At 68.6% G+C, this 15,867-nt stretch carries 13 protein-coding genes; 3 read left to right on the forward strand and 10 right to left on the reverse strand.

The genetic code is table 11. The features are described from left to right. The first annotated feature begins 103 nt into the window (after positions 1-103). From obgE to QX204_RS05315, 3 genes are all read left to right on the forward strand, one after another. Positions 104-1,567, forward strand: coding sequence for a GTPase ObgE (obgE, locus tag QX204_RS05305; RefSeq protein ID WP_301905458.1), 1,464 nt, complete (start codon positions 104-106; stop codon positions 1,565-1,567). 106 nt (positions 1,568-1,673) lie between these two features. Next, complete coding sequence (gene proB / locus QX204_RS05310; RefSeq protein ID WP_301905459.1) at positions 1,674-2,789, forward strand: glutamate 5-kinase; 1,116 nt, start codon at positions 1,674-1,676, stop codon at positions 2,787-2,789. Positions 2,790-4,210: 1,421 nt separating this feature from the next. After that, entirely contained in the window at positions 4,211-4,612 is a 402-nt protein-coding gene (locus tag QX204_RS05315; RefSeq protein ID WP_301905460.1) for a hypothetical protein, read from the forward strand. Positions 4,613-4,673: 61 nt separating this feature from the next. Here QX204_RS05315 and QX204_RS05320 read toward each other — a convergent pair whose 3' ends face one another. The 10 genes from QX204_RS05320 to QX204_RS05365 form a co-directional block, all read right to left on the reverse strand. Next, positions 4,674-5,048, reverse strand: a complete 375-nt coding sequence (locus tag QX204_RS05320) for a hypothetical protein (RefSeq protein WP_301905461.1) — start codon at positions 5,046-5,048, stop codon at positions 4,674-4,676. Positions 5,049-5,083: 35 nt separating this feature from the next. Then, complete coding sequence (locus QX204_RS05325; RefSeq protein ID WP_301905462.1) at positions 5,084-5,815, reverse strand: ESX secretion-associated protein EspG; 732 nt, start codon at positions 5,813-5,815, stop codon at positions 5,084-5,086. 118 nt (positions 5,816-5,933) lie between these two features. Beyond that, the gene (locus tag QX204_RS05330; protein ID WP_301905463.1) at positions 5,934-6,884 is read right to left on the reverse strand and encodes a D-isomer specific 2-hydroxyacid dehydrogenase family protein; all 951 of its coding nucleotides are present in this window, start codon (positions 6,882-6,884) and stop codon (positions 5,934-5,936) included. Between the two features lie 142 nt (positions 6,885-7,026). Next, the gene (gene ligD, locus QX204_RS05335; protein ID WP_301905464.1) at positions 7,027-7,986 is read right to left on the reverse strand and encodes a non-homologous end-joining DNA ligase; all 960 of its coding nucleotides are present in this window, start codon (positions 7,984-7,986) and stop codon (positions 7,027-7,029) included. A 78-nt stretch (positions 7,987-8,064) separates the two neighbouring features. Next, positions 8,065-10,236 (reverse strand): MMPL family transporter, encoded by a 2,172-nt coding sequence (locus QX204_RS05340; RefSeq protein WP_301905465.1) that lies wholly within the window; start codon positions 10,234-10,236, stop codon positions 8,065-8,067. Between the two features lie 28 nt (positions 10,237-10,264). After that, positions 10,265-10,684 (reverse strand): EXLDI protein, encoded by a 420-nt coding sequence (locus tag QX204_RS05345; RefSeq protein ID WP_301905466.1) that lies wholly within the window; start codon positions 10,682-10,684, stop codon positions 10,265-10,267. Positions 10,685-10,893: 209 nt separating this feature from the next. Continuing rightward, a complete protein-coding gene (locus QX204_RS05350) occupies positions 10,894-11,283 on the reverse strand; it encodes a hypothetical protein (RefSeq protein WP_245661366.1) in 390 nt (129 codons plus the stop codon). A 75-nt stretch (positions 11,284-11,358) separates the two neighbouring features. Then, positions 11,359-13,482, reverse strand: a complete 2,124-nt coding sequence (locus tag QX204_RS05355; protein WP_301905467.1) for a RecQ family ATP-dependent DNA helicase — start codon at positions 13,480-13,482, stop codon at positions 11,359-11,361. A 143-nt stretch (positions 13,483-13,625) separates the two neighbouring features. Continuing rightward, on the reverse strand, positions 13,626-14,849 hold the full coding sequence (locus QX204_RS05360; protein ID WP_301905468.1) for an RtcB family protein: 1,224 nt from the start codon (positions 14,847-14,849) through the stop codon (positions 13,626-13,628). 81 nt (positions 14,850-14,930) lie between these two features. Next, entirely contained in the window at positions 14,931-15,806 is an 876-nt protein-coding gene (locus QX204_RS05365) for a ribokinase (RefSeq protein ID WP_301905469.1), read from the reverse strand. Between the last annotated feature and the right edge of the window lie 61 nt (positions 15,807-15,867).

Consider the following 15,867-nt stretch of genomic DNA (forward strand, 5'->3'; position numbering starts at 1 on the left):
GCTCCCCACGGACACCAGAGCGGGTCAGGGATTTCCTGACCCGCTCTGTCGTGTTCGTCCACCCTTACCGAAAACGACAAGTCAGAAGGAGGAGGATCAACCCATGTCCAAATTCATCGACCGCGTCGTGCTGCATGTTCGTGCCGGTAGAGGTGGACACGGTTGCGCCTCGGTGCATCGTGAGAAGTTCAAGCCGCTCGGCGGGCCCGACGGCGGCAACGGCGGCAGCGGTGGCGACGTGATCCTGGAGGTCGACGCCAACGTCCACACCCTGCTCGATTTCCACTTCCACCCCAACGCCAAGGCAGGCAACGGCAAGCCGGGCGAGGGCAGCAACCGCGAGGGCAAGAACGGCGCCGATCTGGTGCTGCAGGTCCCCGACGGCACGGTCGTCGTCGATGACGACGGCAAGGTGGTCTGCGACCTCGTCGGCGCGGGCAACCGATTCATCATCGCCCGTGGCGGCCGCGGTGGCCTCGGCAACGCCTCGCTGGCGTCGAAGGCCCGCAAGGCGCCCGGTTTCGCGCTGCTCGGTGAAGAGGGCGACGAGGTCGATGTCGTTCTCGAGCTGAAGTCGGTCGCCGACGTCGGGCTGGTCGGTTTCCCGTCCGCGGGCAAGTCGTCACTGGTCTCGGTGCTGTCCGCGGCGAAGCCGAAGATCGCCGATTATCCGTTCACCACGCTGGTACCCAACCTGGGCGTCGTGCTGTCCGGTGACACGACCTTCACCATCGCCGACGTGCCCGGCCTGATCCCCGGCGCCAGCGAAGGCCGCGGCCTCGGCCTGGACTTCCTGCGCCACATCGAACGCTGCGCGGTGCTCGCCCACGTCGTCGACTGCGCGACCCTGGAACCCGGCCGCGACCCGGTCTCCGACGTCGACGCGCTCGAAGCCGAGCTCGCCGCCTACAAGCCCGCTTTGTCCGGTGACGCCAGCCTCGGCGATCTGGCCGACCGCCCGCGCGTGGTGATCCTCAACAAGACCGACGTGCCCGATGCGGCCGAGCTGGCCGACATGGTGTCGGCCGAGTTCGCCGAACGTGGCTGGCCGGTGTTCGAGATCTCCGCCGTGAGCCGCGCGGGCCTGCGCCCGTTGACTTTCGCGCTGGCCGACATGGTTCGTCAGTATCGCGAGGATCACCCCAAGGCCGCGCCCAAGCGCACCATCATCCGCCCGATCGCGACCGACGAGACCGGTTTCAGCGTCATCGCCGACCCGGAGGAAGCCGGTGGCTTCATCGTGCGCGGCACTCGCCCCGAGCGCTGGATCCGGCAGACCGATTTCAACAACGACGAGGCCGTCGGCTACCTGGCCGACCGCTTGGCTCGCCTCGGTGTCGAAGCCGAGCTGGTCAAGCAGGGCGCGCAGCCGGGTTGCCCGGTCACCATCGCCGGTGTCACCTTCGAATGGGAGCCGATGATCTCGGCGGGTGTGGATATGCAGCCGACCGGCCGCGGTACCGACCTGCGGCTCGAGACCAACGACCGTATCGGCGCGGCCGAGCGCAAGCTCGCCTCGCAGGCGCGGCGCGGTCTGCTCGACGAAAACGGTGAACGAAAAGGGTGAGAGTGGTCGCGTTCGGCGAAATTCACTGTCGGACAAGACCATTGGATGGGCATACTGCGATGGGTTGGCGAGGTAGCTCGGTGATCACGGTGCAGGGAGTTGGACGATGCAGGTGGGTTCGGAGCTGAGTCAGGGGCGCGCGGCGATCGTGTCGGCGCGCACCGTCGTGGTGAAGATCGGTTCGTCGGCGTTGACCAGCCTCGAAGGCGGGCTCGACACCGGCCGACTCGATCTGCTGGCCGATGCGGTCGAAGCCCGCATGCGGGCGGGGTCGGACGTGGTGGTCGTGTCCTCGGGCGCGATCGGGGCGGGACTCGCACCGCTCGGCCTGTCGAAGCGGCCCAAGGACCTGGCGACCAAGCAGGCCGCGGCCAGCGTCGGCCAGTTGGCTCTCGCCCACGCCTGGGGTACCTCGTTCGCGCGCTATGACCGCACCGTCGGCCAGATCCTGCTCTCCGCCGACGATTTCGCCCGTCGGGAGCATCACCGCAACGCCCAGCGCACCCTCGACCGGTTGCGTTCACTCGGCGCGATCGCGGTGGTGAACGAGAACGACACCGTCGCCACCGAGGAGATCCGCTTCGGCGACAACGACCGCCTGGCCGCCCTGGTGGCGCACCTGGTGGGTGCCGAAGCGCTGATCCTGCTGTCGGATGTGGCCGGCCTCTACGACGGTGACCCGCGCAAAGGCGCCGCCAACTTCATCCCCGAGGTGCGCGGCAGCGCCGACCTCGACGGCGTCATCGCGGGCAGCGGTGGTGCGCTCGGCACCGGCGGCATGGCTTCCAAGCTCTCCGCCGCCCGCCTGGCCGCCGACGCGGGCATCCCCGTCCTGTTGGCCTCGGCCGCCGACGCCTCGTCCGCTCTCACCGACGGCTTGGTGGGTACCGCTTTCGCCGCGCGTCCGATCCGCCTGTCCGGCCGCAAGTTCTGGGTCCGGCATGCCGCCGACCCCCGTGGCGCGGTGCTGCTCGACGCGGGCGCGGTGGACGCGGTGGCGCAACGCCATTCGCTGCTGGCGGCAGGCATCACCGGCATTCGCGGCCGCTTCTTCGGCGGCGATGTGGTCGATCTGCTCGGCCCCGACGACGAGGTCGTCGCCCGCGGTGTCATCGAATACGACAGCACCGAACTCACCACCATGCTCGGTCGCTCGACCACCGACCTCCCCGACACCATGCAGCGTCCGGTCATCCACGCCGACGACCTCGTCAAGGTCTGATCCGCACCGAAACCGCCGCTTCCCACACGAGGTCCCGCACCTGCACGCAGTAGGCCACGATTCTCGGGTCGGTGGAGGTTCCCGCGATGGCGCCACCGAGACGACCGGCTGCCGCGTTCGAGGGGTGCTTGCCGGATATCCCGAGTGGGTCGTCGCTGACGCCCCGGTGGGCGATCGGCGCCGGGTGGCGGCATACAGCAGCGGCTCTGCGGCGTCATTTGCCGCAGAATCCTTCGTCCGCGGTGCTACGAGGAATGCGGAGCGCGCATCTTGCTCCGGAAGCTGAGCCCAACTCTTCGCGGTCGCGCAGGGAGCGTCGGCCTGATGACGGACCGGCATCGCCGAACTACCGCCGTGGTGGGACCACTCCCGGCTGCGCGGTGTCGGTGGGTGGTGCGGGCCGGACAGGTTCCGCCGGGCCCTCGGTCCCTGGAACCGGTCCGGTGACGCCGGGCTGACCCCCGGGGTCGGACATGTCGGGCATGCCTGGCAGCGGAAGTGGTTGTGGCGCTTGCCGACCGGGCGGGGCGGGGGAAGCCGGTTGCTCCGAGGTAGGCGGTGGCACGTTCGGCTGCGGGGACGGCGAGACCGGCGGTGGCGCTGGGGTTTCCGTCGTCGGCGGAGCCTCCACAGTCGGCGGCCTCGGGGCAGGCGGATTCGAATCCTGCTGTGTCGGTAGCTGGCTCGGCGACGAAGGCGGGGGCGTGGGTGTCTCGCTGGGCGAACTCGTCGGCGGAGTGGTCGGGGCCTGGCTCTGTGGAGCGGGCGGTTCGCTGGGCGGTGCGGGCACCGGCGCTTCCGTAGGCGGCACGGGCGCTTGGGTAGACGGCTCGCTCGGGGGCGCGGGCGCTTCAGAAGTAGGTACGGGCGCTTCAGTGGGCGGCGCTGGCGGCTCGGTAGTCGGAGCGGGCGCTACGGTAGGCGGCGCGGGTGCTTCGCCGGTAGGCACTGGCACTTCGGCGGGTGGCGCTGGCGGCTCGGTTGTGGGAGCGGGTGGTGCGGGTGCTTCGCTGGTGGGCGCTGGCACTTCGGCAGGTGGTGCGGGTGCTTCGCTGGTGGGCGCTGGCGCTTCGGTAGATGGCGCTGGCGGCTCGGTAGTCGGAGCAGGTGTGTCCGGAGTCGGGGACGGGGCAGTAGAGCTCTGGGGCGCAGGGCTTTCCGTCGGTGCCGGAGTCCGGTCTGTAGGTTCTCCGCCCGGCGTCACAGTGGTGCCGGGCGCTGGGGTCTCAGTGGATTCCGGGTCCTGCGACGATTCCGGCGAATTGCCTTGTGGTGCCGAGGGACTCGTACCGGGGCTCGGCGTCGACCCATTACCCTGCGAGGGCGAGCCCCCTCGACCCGACGGCGCTTGCGACTCCCCGGGCGCGATGGGCAAAGCTGGAACACCCGTTCCGGCAAGCGAATACGCCGGCTTGTAGATCATGTTCATCGCCAGCACAGCTTCCTGGCGCAGCGCCTCGGCCGCCATCTGCGCGTCGATCACCTGCGCGGACTCGAGCAGGCGGGCGATCGCCCCGATCGGACCCGACCCGCCCGGCGCGACAACGGCCAGCTTCACGGCTTCGGCAGCCGCGGCGACACCACCGAGGCGGGCGCCGACTTCGGCCATCACCGCGGCGAGTTCGTCGATGGAGGCGGCGAAGCTGCGGGTGCTCGCGGCGGCGGCATCGGCGGCGGTTCCGGTCCAGCCGGTTTCGTTGATCACCCGGTCGGCGCCGGATTTGGTCAGCGGCATCGAGCCGGTGAGAGTGGCGGCGGTCTCCAGCCAGGTCATCGATGCGCCGAGGATGGCGCCGGCGTCGATCTGCTGGGCGCGCGTGTAGATCTGTTCGTGCGGCATGGATTCGAAATGTTCCATCGCACTGATGTAGGTGGGGTCGGTGCTCATCCGCGCACCCTCGTATCGACCGCGCGTAGGGCGGCGGCCGCGGCGGCGTCGGCTTCCTCGTAGAGGCCGGCGCTGAGCAGGAACGCCTCTTTCATCCGGTAGGCCGCCTCGATGTAGCGGTCGAGCAGTTCGGCGGCGTCACGCGCCTTGTGCGCGAAGCCTGCCTGCAACTGCTGGGCGGAGACGAAACCGCCGAAACCCTCTGTCTCGGCGGCATTCTCGAGCCCTTGGCGCAACTGGGCGAGATGCTCGGCCTGCTGTTCGTAGAGGTCGGCGCACCGACGTGCGGCATCGGGATCGAATGTGAGTGTCCCCGCCACGGCGGCACTGCGGAACCGGGAGATCTCGGCTCTACTGCTCTCGATCGTCATCGCGTCTCCCCTCCAGATGAAGCGTGGAGTCCAGATTAGCCGGACCTTCTGCTGTGTGAACTGTGCGCAGGCACCAACCTTCGCTGTAACTGTGCCGCGAGTTGCCCAGTTGACGCAGGCACCACGTGCACGGTTTCGCCCGCTCGCAGCAGGTATCGACCATCGTTGGCCACATCGATCCAGCTGTAGTGCACCGGCGGACTCGGCGTCGGACGGTCGAGCCCGGTTTCGATGCGGATGTGGCCCTCGGCGGTGTGCGGCTTGCGCAATAATCGCTGGATGCGCGGCACGGCGGGATGGGTCGCGAGGACCGCTTCCTCGTCGCGCACAGCGTCGGTCGCGGCCTCGCGCGCGGGTTCGCGACCGGGCGGTGTATCGGGCAGACAGGCCGCGACGCGGGCGCCGATCCCCGCGGTGTGCCCGATCGAAACACGCACGCTGCCACCGTAATCGGGCCGGGTGCTCGGATCCTGCACCACCAGCACCGCGTGGTCGTAGACCGCGCAGGCGAGCAGTCGGATTTCGCTGCCGGGAGTATGGGCGCCGCCCACCAGCACGACCCTGACGTGCGGTTCGGCGATGATCCGCAGGCAGGCGGCCAGGTCGGGGTCGCCCCCGGGTAGTCGGTCGCGCAGTCCCGCGCGCAATCGGTCCGCATCGTTCTCGGTGCGCGGCGACTCGAGCACGCGCAGCGGAAACGGCATGCGATCCTGACCCGATTCCCGCCAGACGTGCGCGAATTCGTCAGCGGTGAAGGTCCATCCCATTGCCGATCCCATCCTTACCGAACCAGGACGAGGGACAGCCTAACCCGCGGTATCGAATTCCGGCATGCCGATCAGGTCCCATCCACCCGAATGGAATCTTTTGCCGCCGCTGAGTACCTCAGTAACCCAGCGCGGTGTCGATGATCGCCTCCAACGGCTCACCCGCGACGAACCGCGCCACATTCGCGCCGACATGATCGGCGAACGCCGCCAACCGCAGCTGCGGTGGGTTCGAATCGTGGGGGGTGATGATCGCGTTCGGCAGCGTCCACAGCGGATGCCCGTCGGGCAGCGGTTCCGGGTCGGTGACATCGAGTCCGGCGCCACCGATCAACCCGCCGGTGAGCGCGTCGACCAGCGCGTCGGTGTCGATCAGGCTGCCACGGGCCACATTGATCACCCACGACGACGGCTTGAGCCTGGCCAGTTCGTCCGCGCCGATGAGGTGGCGGGTCTGCGCCGTCGCCGGTGCCGCGACCACCACATGATCGGTGTGCGACCACACCCGCGCGAGCTGATCGGTGGACACCGTCTCCACATCGGCGGGAATGCCGTGACCGCTCACCGGGCGTCCCGACCGGTTCACCGCGATCACATGGGCGCCCAGCGGCGCCAGCATCGGGATCAACGCGCGCCCGATCCCGCCCGCGCCGACGATCGTCACGGTCTTGCCGCGCAGCGAGCCGATGTGCGGGAAGAACTCGCGCTGCTGCCACGACGTCGCGCGCAACTGCTCGGGCAGATACCGCACCCCGGCCAGCAACATCATCAGCGCGTGCTCGGCGACACTGTGCGAGAACGCCCCGGCCGCGGAGGTGAACTGCACGTGTGGGTGCGCGGTGAACACCCCGGCGCCGAAGAAGTCCTCGATCCCGGCGGCGGGCAACTGCGCCCAGCGCACCGACGCGGGCAGGGTCGTCGGAAAGTCGCCGGGTTTGCCGGTCCAGATCAGTGCGTCGGCCTCCGCGAGCTCACCGACCCGAGCGCCCGCCCCGACCACCGCTTTCTCGAGCAAGCGCGGCGCCGGCTGGTCCGGGGCGATCGCGATCGTGGTCGCGGAATCCTGCACTGGTGCCTCCTGGGTCGATCGGCTGTTTGCGCCGCACTGCACGGCTCGCGCGCTGTCATCGGCGCCCCACACGGTCGCCGGACTCTGATTCTTCCTCGTCGCCGTCGACGGCGCAGCCGCACCCTCCCCGTACCCGGACGGCTCACGATTCGTCGAGGTCGACGGGTTCCTCGACGCCGTGCCGATCAGCCAGTTCCAGCAGGGGAGCGATGTCGAAGACGGCCTGGTCCATGTCGGCCTGCAGGTCGCCGAGCTCGGCGTATCGGGCGGGCACGGTCTGGATGGTGAAGTCGCGCGGGGCGATGTCGTCGATCTCGGTCCAGCGAACCGGGGTCGACACGGTCGCCTCCGGAACGCCCCGCACGGAATAGGCGGCGGCGATGGTGTGGTCGCGTGCGTTCTGGTTGTAGTCGACGAACAGCTGCGCGGGATCGCGGTCTTTGCGCCACCAGGCGGTCGTCACATCCTCGGGGGCGCGCCGCTGCACCTCCTGCGCGAACGCGAGCGCCGCCCGGCGAACCTGCCCGAACCCGTACTCCGGCGCGATCCGCACATACACGTGCAGCCCGGACCCACCGGAGGTCTTCGGCCAGCCGACCGCCCCGAGCTCGTCGAGCACCTCGTGCACCACCCCGGCGACCCGCTGCACCCGCGACCACGAGCAGTCCGGCATCGGATCGAGGTCGATGCGCCATTCGTCGGGTGACTCGGTATCGGAAGCCCGCGAATTCCACGGATGGAACTCCACCGTGGACATCTGCACCGCCCAGATCACGTCCGCGAGTTCGCGCACGCACAGCTCGTCGGCATGCCTGCCGTAGCGCGGGAAATGCACGCGCACCGTCGAAATCCAGTCCGGCGCACCGGCGGGCACCCGCTTCTGATGCACCTTTCCGCCAGGGAGACCTTTGGGGAATCGGTGCAGCATGCAGGGCCGATCCCGCAGGGCGTTGACGATCCCGTCCCCGACGCTCAGGTAGTACTGTGCCAGGTCGAGCTTGGTCACGCCGAGCTCGGGAAAGTACACCCGGTCGGGATTGCTGACCCGCACCGTGTGCTCACCCACCGAGAGTTCGACCGCGGGCGCCGCAGACTTGGCCACCCGCCCAACGATAGACGAGCAGGCCCGCTCCCGACGGGGAGCGGACCTGCCTCGCGTGGTGCGTCGGACTGCTCGTTGTCAGCGGCTGTGCTCCGTCGGCGGCGTGTAGTAGCTCTCGGCGTAGGAGTGCCGCGCCCAGCGCGACTCGGTGTCCTCGTCGCTGTCACCACCGTGGCCGGGCCACCACGCGCGGCGCCCGAGCAGCGCGGTCACCGCGGGAGTGAAGAACAGCGCCATGACGAACGCGGCGATCGCGATGCCCACCGAGATGGCGAAGCCCATCTGCGACAGGGTGCTGTTGCCCGCCAACATCATCGAGGCGAACGTGCCCGCCAGGATGAGACCGGCCGCGGCCACCGTCGGCCCCGTGTGGCGCACGGCCAGCGCCGCCGCTTCCCGTGGCGTGTGCCCTTCGCGGGCTTCTTCCCGCAGGCGGGCGACCATGAGGATGTTGTAGTCGGTGCCCAGCGCGACGACGAACAGGTACATGATCACCGGCAGCGTGAAGATCAGGCCGTTCTCGCCCTGGATCTGCTGGAACACCAGCACCGTCGCACCGAGCGTCGCGGCGAAGCCGAGGAACACCGAGGCCATCAGGTACCAGGGGGCGACGAGACTGCGCAGCAGCAGTGCCAGGACGAGCATGATCAGGATCGCGGCCACCGGGAACACGATCGCGTAGTCGTGGTTCATCGCATCCTTGAAGTCCACGAATATCGCGGTCATCCCGCCGACCGCCGCTGTGGCCCCCGCGGGCGCCGCCTGATGCGCGATCTCACGCAGCGGACCGGCCACCGTGTCGAGTGCGGCGTCGGATTCCGGTGTGTCGGTGAGCGTCACCTGGAAGCTCGCGATGGTCCGATCCGGTGACAGCTGCGCCTGCTCGACCTGCCCGACGCCCTCGACCTGGGTCAACGCTGTCCGGTAGGTCGTGAGCTGGTCATCGCTCAGCGGTCCGCCGGGCGAATGCAACAGCACATCGGAGGGCTGGGTGGCGCCCGCGGGCATGCCCTCGAGCAGCTCGGCGGTGAAGACCACCGATTCGGAGGCGTCGGAGGTGGACCCCGAGCTCAGATCAAAGGTCGGATCGAAGCCGATCGCGAACACCCCCAACGCCACCAGTACGCCGCCGGAGGCAACGGCGAACACGCCGGGGCGCCTGCCCATCGCCGCGCCGATCGCGCCGAACCGGGCGCCCCGCGGCTCGACCTGCCAAGCTTTCGACGGCCAGAACACCTTGGTGCCCAACAGCGAGACGATCGCGGGCACCAGCGTGAGGCCGGCCAGCAGCGCCACCGCGACCGCGATCGCCAGCGCCGGACCCAGCGCCCGGAACATCCCGAGGCTCGACAGCGTCAGCGCCATGAAGGCGATGATCACGGCGGCCGCCGCCGAGGTGATGGCCTCACCGACGCGGGCTACGGCATTGACCATCGCGGTCTTCGGATCGTCGCCTGCCCGCAGCCGTTCCCGGTAGCGGAACATCAGGAACAGGATGTAATCCGTACCGACACCGAACAGCACGACCAGCAGGATCGCGCTGATCGAGGTGTCGATATCGAGGTCGAATGCCTTGGCGGCCATCGCGATCAGGCCGCTGACGGTGCTCGAGATCGCACCGATGGTGATCACCGGCAGCAAAGCGATCACCGGGCTGCGGAAGATGATCAGCAGCAGCACCAGGATCAGGACGATCGTGGCGACGCCGATGATCGCCATGCCCTTCTCACCCTCCTCGGTCTGATCGAGGGTCTGTGCCGCCGTTCCGGTGATGCCTGCCTTCAACCCGGTGTCACGCACCTGTTCCCGCAGCTGCTCGCGCAGGCTCTTCACCGCCGCGCCCTGTGTCTTGTCGGCGGCGTCGGTCAGCTTGGTCATCTGTACCGCGATGACCTGGACCAGACGGTTGTCCGACGGCGGCGTCACCTGAAGGCCGGTGACGCCCTTGATATCGCGCGCGGTGAGTGCGTCGGCGGTCGCGGCGACCGCGGCAGAGTCGGCTTCGGTCAGCGCCGCGCCGTCCGCGCGAACCACCACGATGAGCGCAGCCGGCGCGGCGTACTGCGGAAATGCTTGCTCCTGCAATGTCATCGCCTGAATCGACTCGTAATGCGAAGGCAGGAACTCGGATTGGTCGGTGGTCGCGGTGAGCGTCGGTGCCGTCGACAACACGGCGACGATCGCGAGCACCCAGAGGCCGATCACTTTCCAGGGGTGGTGAACGACGACGCGTCCCAGTCTGGCGAACATGGTGGTAGGTCCTTTCCCGGCCTGCTGATCAGACGTCGAGGTCGTGGTTCAGCGGGTGCTGGACGCGGTCGACGATCATCAGGTGGACCTTCGGCGAGACGAGCGGGCGCAGCGCGTCGAGCGAGTCGACCACCTCGGTGGTGTAGTCGCCCCAGCTCTGCTCGCCCTTGCCGAGGATCGAGCGCCAGTTCTTCCAGTCCTCGGTCCAGTCGCCGAGCTCGTTGTAGTCCGCCCACGCGGAGGTCTGCTTGTGCACCAGGTAGTTGCCCTTACGGGTGAGGTAGACCCGGACGGTGTCGATGGCCTTGCGGGTCACCCGACGTGATTCGCCGACCTGTCGGCCGGTGAAGCGCTGGGTGCGGCCGCCGCCGGGCCCGACCTTGACGATGATCGGGGCGAAGCCGTCGGTCTCCGGGTCGGTGGTCGTGGGGTGGGGTTCGGTGGTCATCGATCGCTCCGATTCGATAATGCAGTGCGCATATGGGCATGGGTGTACGAGCGGCGTGCCCCTCGTTTCGGGCCGTCGTCGTGGGTCTGTTTCGGTGATGTCCGTGGATTCCGTCTGACCCACTATAAGTAGATGTATACGTATAGATCAAGAGGCAAAAAAGTCCGCACGGATAAACTCCGTGCGGACTGCTCCGTGCGGGGGCCGAACTACAGCTCGTAGACCCCGAACGCCCGGTTCTGGATGCACATCGGCATCACATGGACTCGGTCGGTCCATTCGAATCTGGCTGCCGCCTCGACGGTTTCGCGTTCCGCGATGCACACGCTCGCGGTACCGGGCATGGTCAGCGGATTGAGCACGGCCAGCGGGATGCCGGCGTGCACGCCGCTGTAGAGGCCGCCGCTGAAGCACAACGGCGTGATCGCGATGCCGCGGATGGCGCTCTCGCGGTCGGCGGCGGCCTGCGCGCCGGGGACGCCGGCGCAGTCGAGGGGGTTCTCGTTCGATGCCTGGGCGGGAACGGTCAAGAGGGTGAATCCGGCCGCACAGCCCGCGGCGACGGCCATCAGGGTTCGAGCAAATGTGGTCCTGGTCATAGGCGCATTCAAGCACCGGAGATCATCGGCGCCCACAATCTGGGCGGCGTGTTGGCCATTTGGCGTGTGGGTGGGTCAGGTGGGGGTCGCCAGGGCGAAGGGCAGGACTGCGTCGGCGCCGCTGGTGCGGAGGGCGTGGGCGGCGACGGTCATGGTCCAGCCGGTATCGGTGAGGGTGTCCACGAGCAGGATCGGCCCGTCGACCCCGGAGAGGTCGGGGACCTCCCACGAGTCGAACAGCCCGGCCACTCGATGGGCGGAGTTCGCCGCGGAGACCGGCGGCCGGTCAGGTCTGGTGTGCAGGGTGCCGAGATCGTCGAGTTTGCCGATCTGGGCCAGACGCGCGGCAAGGCTGGTGGTGAGCTGGGGATAGCGGGGGGATTGCAGGGCCAGCACCGAGGTGGGGCGGGTGGTCCAGGTCCAGTCGCGGAGCACAGCGATGCAGGCGTCGAAGACCGCGTCGGGGACCGGTGCGTCGGGGGCGTCGAGCAGGGCGCGCAAACGCATGCCCCAGCCGAGATCGGTGAGCCGGCCGAGTACGCGGCCGGTCTCGGCGCCACCGGAGATCTTGCCCGACAACGGGATCCCCAATTTGGCCATGCCGCTGGGCCACTGCTTGCGCGGTGCGAGGTCGAGACCCGGTCGGTCGAGGCGGGCTCGGGTGGCGGCGATCGCGGCATCGTCGACGGTGGTGTCGGCGCGGGTGCCGGTGCAGTTGTCGCAGCGGCCGCAATCGAGTTCCGCCGTGGCCGGCCCGGCCAGGCCGGGGTCGTCGAGTTGGCGGCGCAGGAAGGTCATCCGGCAGGTAGACGTCGACTGGTAGTCGATCATCGCCTGTTGCTCGGCGTCGCGTGCCGCGGCCAAACCCTCGTAGCGCTCGGTGTCGTAGGTCCAGTCCTGGCCGGTCGAGAGCCACCCGCCACGCACCCGCCGCACGGCACCGTCGACATCGAGCACCTTCAGCACCATCTCGAGCCGGGACCGATTCAGCTCGACGAGCGGTTCGAGCGCCACCGTCGACATCGCCCTGTCGGTGTCCAGCGCGGCGAGCACCGAACGCACGATGTGCTCACGCGGAAAGGCCACGGACGCGAAGTAACTCCAGATCCGCGCGTCCTCGGGGCCGGGCAGCAGGACGACCTCGGCGCGCTCGGTGCCGCGGCCCGCACGACCGACCTGCTGGTAGTACGCGATCGGCGAGGACGGGGCTCCGACGTGCACGACGAAACCGAGATCGGGCTTGTCGAAGCCCATCCCGAGCGCCGACGTCGCGATCAACGCTTTGACCTCGTTGTTCAGCAGCGCGGCTTCGAGCTGTTCACGTTCGGCTGGGTCGGTCTGGCCGGTGTAGGCGGCGACGGTGTGGCCGTGTGAATTCAGCAGGTCGGCCAGATCGTTGGCCGCGGCGACGGTGAGGCAGTAGATGATGCCCGAACCCGGCATCCGGGTGAGCTGTTCACCCAGCCACGCCGTGCGCCGCACCGCGTCGTCGAATCGCACCACCGACAGGTGCAGCGACTCGCGATCCAGCGTGCCGCGCAACACCAGCGTGTCGGTGCCGATCTGGCCGGCCACATCGGTGACCACCCGGTCGTTGGCGGTCGCGGTGGTCGCCAGCACCGGCACATCGGAGCCCAGGTCGGCGATCAGCGTGCGGATGCGGCGGTAATCGGGCCGGAAGTCGTGCCCCCAGTCCGACACACAGTGCGCCTCGTCGATGACGACCAGCCCCGCGTCGGCGGCCAGACGCGGCAGCACCTGATCGCGAAAGTCCGGATTGTTCAACCGCTCCGGACTCACCAACAGCACATCGACCTCGCCGTCGGCCACGCGCTGATGGATCTCGTCCCACTCGGTGACATTGCCCGAGTTGATCGTGGCCGCCACCACCCCGGCCCGCTCGGCGGCCGCCACCTGGTTGCGCATCAGCGCCAGCAGCGGCGACACGATCACCGTCGGCCCCCGCCCCGCCCCCCGCAAGAGCTTGGCCGCGATGAAGTACACCGCCGACTTTCCCCACCCGGTCCGCTGCACCACCAGCGCCCGCCTGCGCTGCACCACCAGCGCTTCGATCGCGATCCACTGATCCTCCCGCAACCGCGCGTCGGGCCCGGCTAGCTCGCGGAGCAGCTCCTCGGCTCGTTCGCGCAGGTCAGGAGCCGTCAGGTCGAGCACATCGTTGCCTGCGGGTGAGGTCATGCGCCTATCGTGCCGCACCCCTCCGACAGGTTCGATCGGCAACACAGACGGGGGACCATCGTCTGTGCTGCCGCCGACCACTCGACTCGACCCTGCGGATCGTCACGGCCGCGCTGCTGCTCCTTGTGGTGATCGACGCGGATTCACCCCTTCACACACAGCACCTGACGCAGCGTCGCCACCACATCGACCAGATCGGCCTGCGCCGCGATCACCTGATCGATGTCCTTGTACGCGGCCGGGATCTCATCGACCACGCCCGCGTCCTTCCGCGATTCCACGCCCTCGGTCTGTGCGACCAGATCGGCGACCGTGAACTGCTTCTTGGCGGCCGACCGGCTCAACCGGCGTCCCGCACCGTGCGAGGCCGACTGGAACGACGCGGGATTCCCCTTGCCCCGCACCACATACGACCGCGTGCCCATCGACCCGGGAATCAACGCGAGTTCGCCGGATCCGGCCCGCACCGCACCTTTACGGGTCACCAGCATCGGCACACCGTCGATGATCTCCTCGGCCACATAGTTGTGGTGACAGGAGATGGGCTCGTCGAAACGCACGTCCCGCCCGGCGAATTCGTCACGCACCGCCCGGCACACCAGCGACAGCATCACCGCACGATTACGCGCGGCGTATTCCTGAGCCCAGGTGAGATCACGGCGGTAGGCGTCCATCTCCGCGGTGCCGGATACGAAGACGGCCAGATCCCGATCCGGCAGCGACTGGTTGTGCGGCAGCGCACGCGCCACCGCCATGTGCCGCTCGGCCAATTCCTTGCCGATATTGCGCGAACCGGAGTGCAGCAGGATCCAGACGGCATCGTCGGTGTCGAGGCAGACTTCGATAAAATGATTGCCGCCGCCGAGCGAGCCGATCTGCTTGTGCGCCTTGGACTCCAGCTGGGAGACCCCGGGATGCAGCTCGCCGAACGAGCGCCAGAACCGCTCCCAGCTGTTGGCGCGCAATGCGGCTTGCCCGTGCGAACCCGCGAGCTCCGCACCGAGCTTCGTCACGTTCACGGCATCCTTGTGCGCCTGGAAGCCGACCGGGACCGCTTGCTCGATCCTGCTGCGCAGCGATCGCAGATCGTCGGGGAGATCGGCGGCGGTGAGATCGGTCTTCACGCTCTCCATCCCGCACCCGATATCGACGCCGACCGCGGCGGGCGCGACCGCACCACGCATCGCGATGACCGAGCCCACCGTCGCCCCCTTGCCGAGGTGCACATCGGGCATCACGCGCAGCCCGTGCACCCACTCCAGATTCGCGATATTGCGGAGCTGGCGCAGTGCTGACTGCTCGATCTCGTGCTCGTTGGCCCACATGAGCGTCTGCGCTCGCGTACCGCGCAGCTCGACGGGAAACATGGTCGGTCCTCTCCTTGATGAAGGACCAACGGTATGGGTGGGACGGATGTGGCGCATCTGATTTTCACCGCGCCCGGCAGGTCAGTCGGTGGTGATCGCCGCCGCGATCTGTGCGCGGTCGGGGATCGCCGAGCTGGCACCGAGGCGGGTTGTCGCCAGTGCGCCGGTGGCATTCGCCCAGTTCAGCGCAGTAGTCGTGCCCTGGTTCCAGGTAGCGACCAGTCCGCCGGTGAACGCGTCGCCGGCGCCGGTCGAGTCGACCACATCGACGGCGAGTCCTGAGACTGAAAGCTCGGTCCCGTCCTCGCTGCGATACACCGCCCCGTCCCCGCCGAGCGTGCGCACCACGTGCGTGACCTGGGCCAGCTCGGCCGAATACTGTTCGTACTCCAGAGAATTCACGATCGCCAGGTCGACGGCAGCCCACAGTTCGGTGGGCAACGGCTGAACCGGTGAGGGATTCAGCGCGACGACGGTGCCCGACGCGCGAGCGTGTCGGGCGGCGGCGAGCACGGTGTCGATCGGGATCTCCAACTGGCACAACAGGATGTCGGCCGCGGCGATCGCCGCGAGTTCGGCGGCCGTCAGATCGGTCACCCGGCCGTTGGCTCCCGCCACCACGATGATGCTGTTCTCGCCGGTGTCGTCGACGATGATCGAGGCGATCCCGCTGGCACCGTCGACCCGGCGAATCAGGGCGGTATCGATGCCCGCTTCCGACAGCGTCGCCGTCAGTTCCGCTCCGAACGCGTCTTCGCCGATCGCACCGAGGAACCGCACCCGCGCCCCGGACCGTGCCGCCGCGATCGCCTGATTCGCGCCCTTTCCGCCGGGTACCGTCGCGAACTCGGTCCCGAGCACCGTCTCGCCCGGTGCGGGCCTGCGCGAGACCGTCGTGACCAGGTCCATATTGACGCTGCCCAGCACGACGACGGTCGGCGAATCGGTGCGATCCATAGTGCTGAATCTAGCGGTGACGGCGCCACCCGACCTGCGGGGCGTCGGTGTGGATATCTGC

The sequence above is a fragment of the Nocardia sp. PE-7 genome, from assembly GCF_030486425.1.
GTDB classification, from domain to species: Bacteria; Actinomycetota; Actinomycetes; order Mycobacteriales; family Mycobacteriaceae; genus Nocardia; species Nocardia salmonicida_A.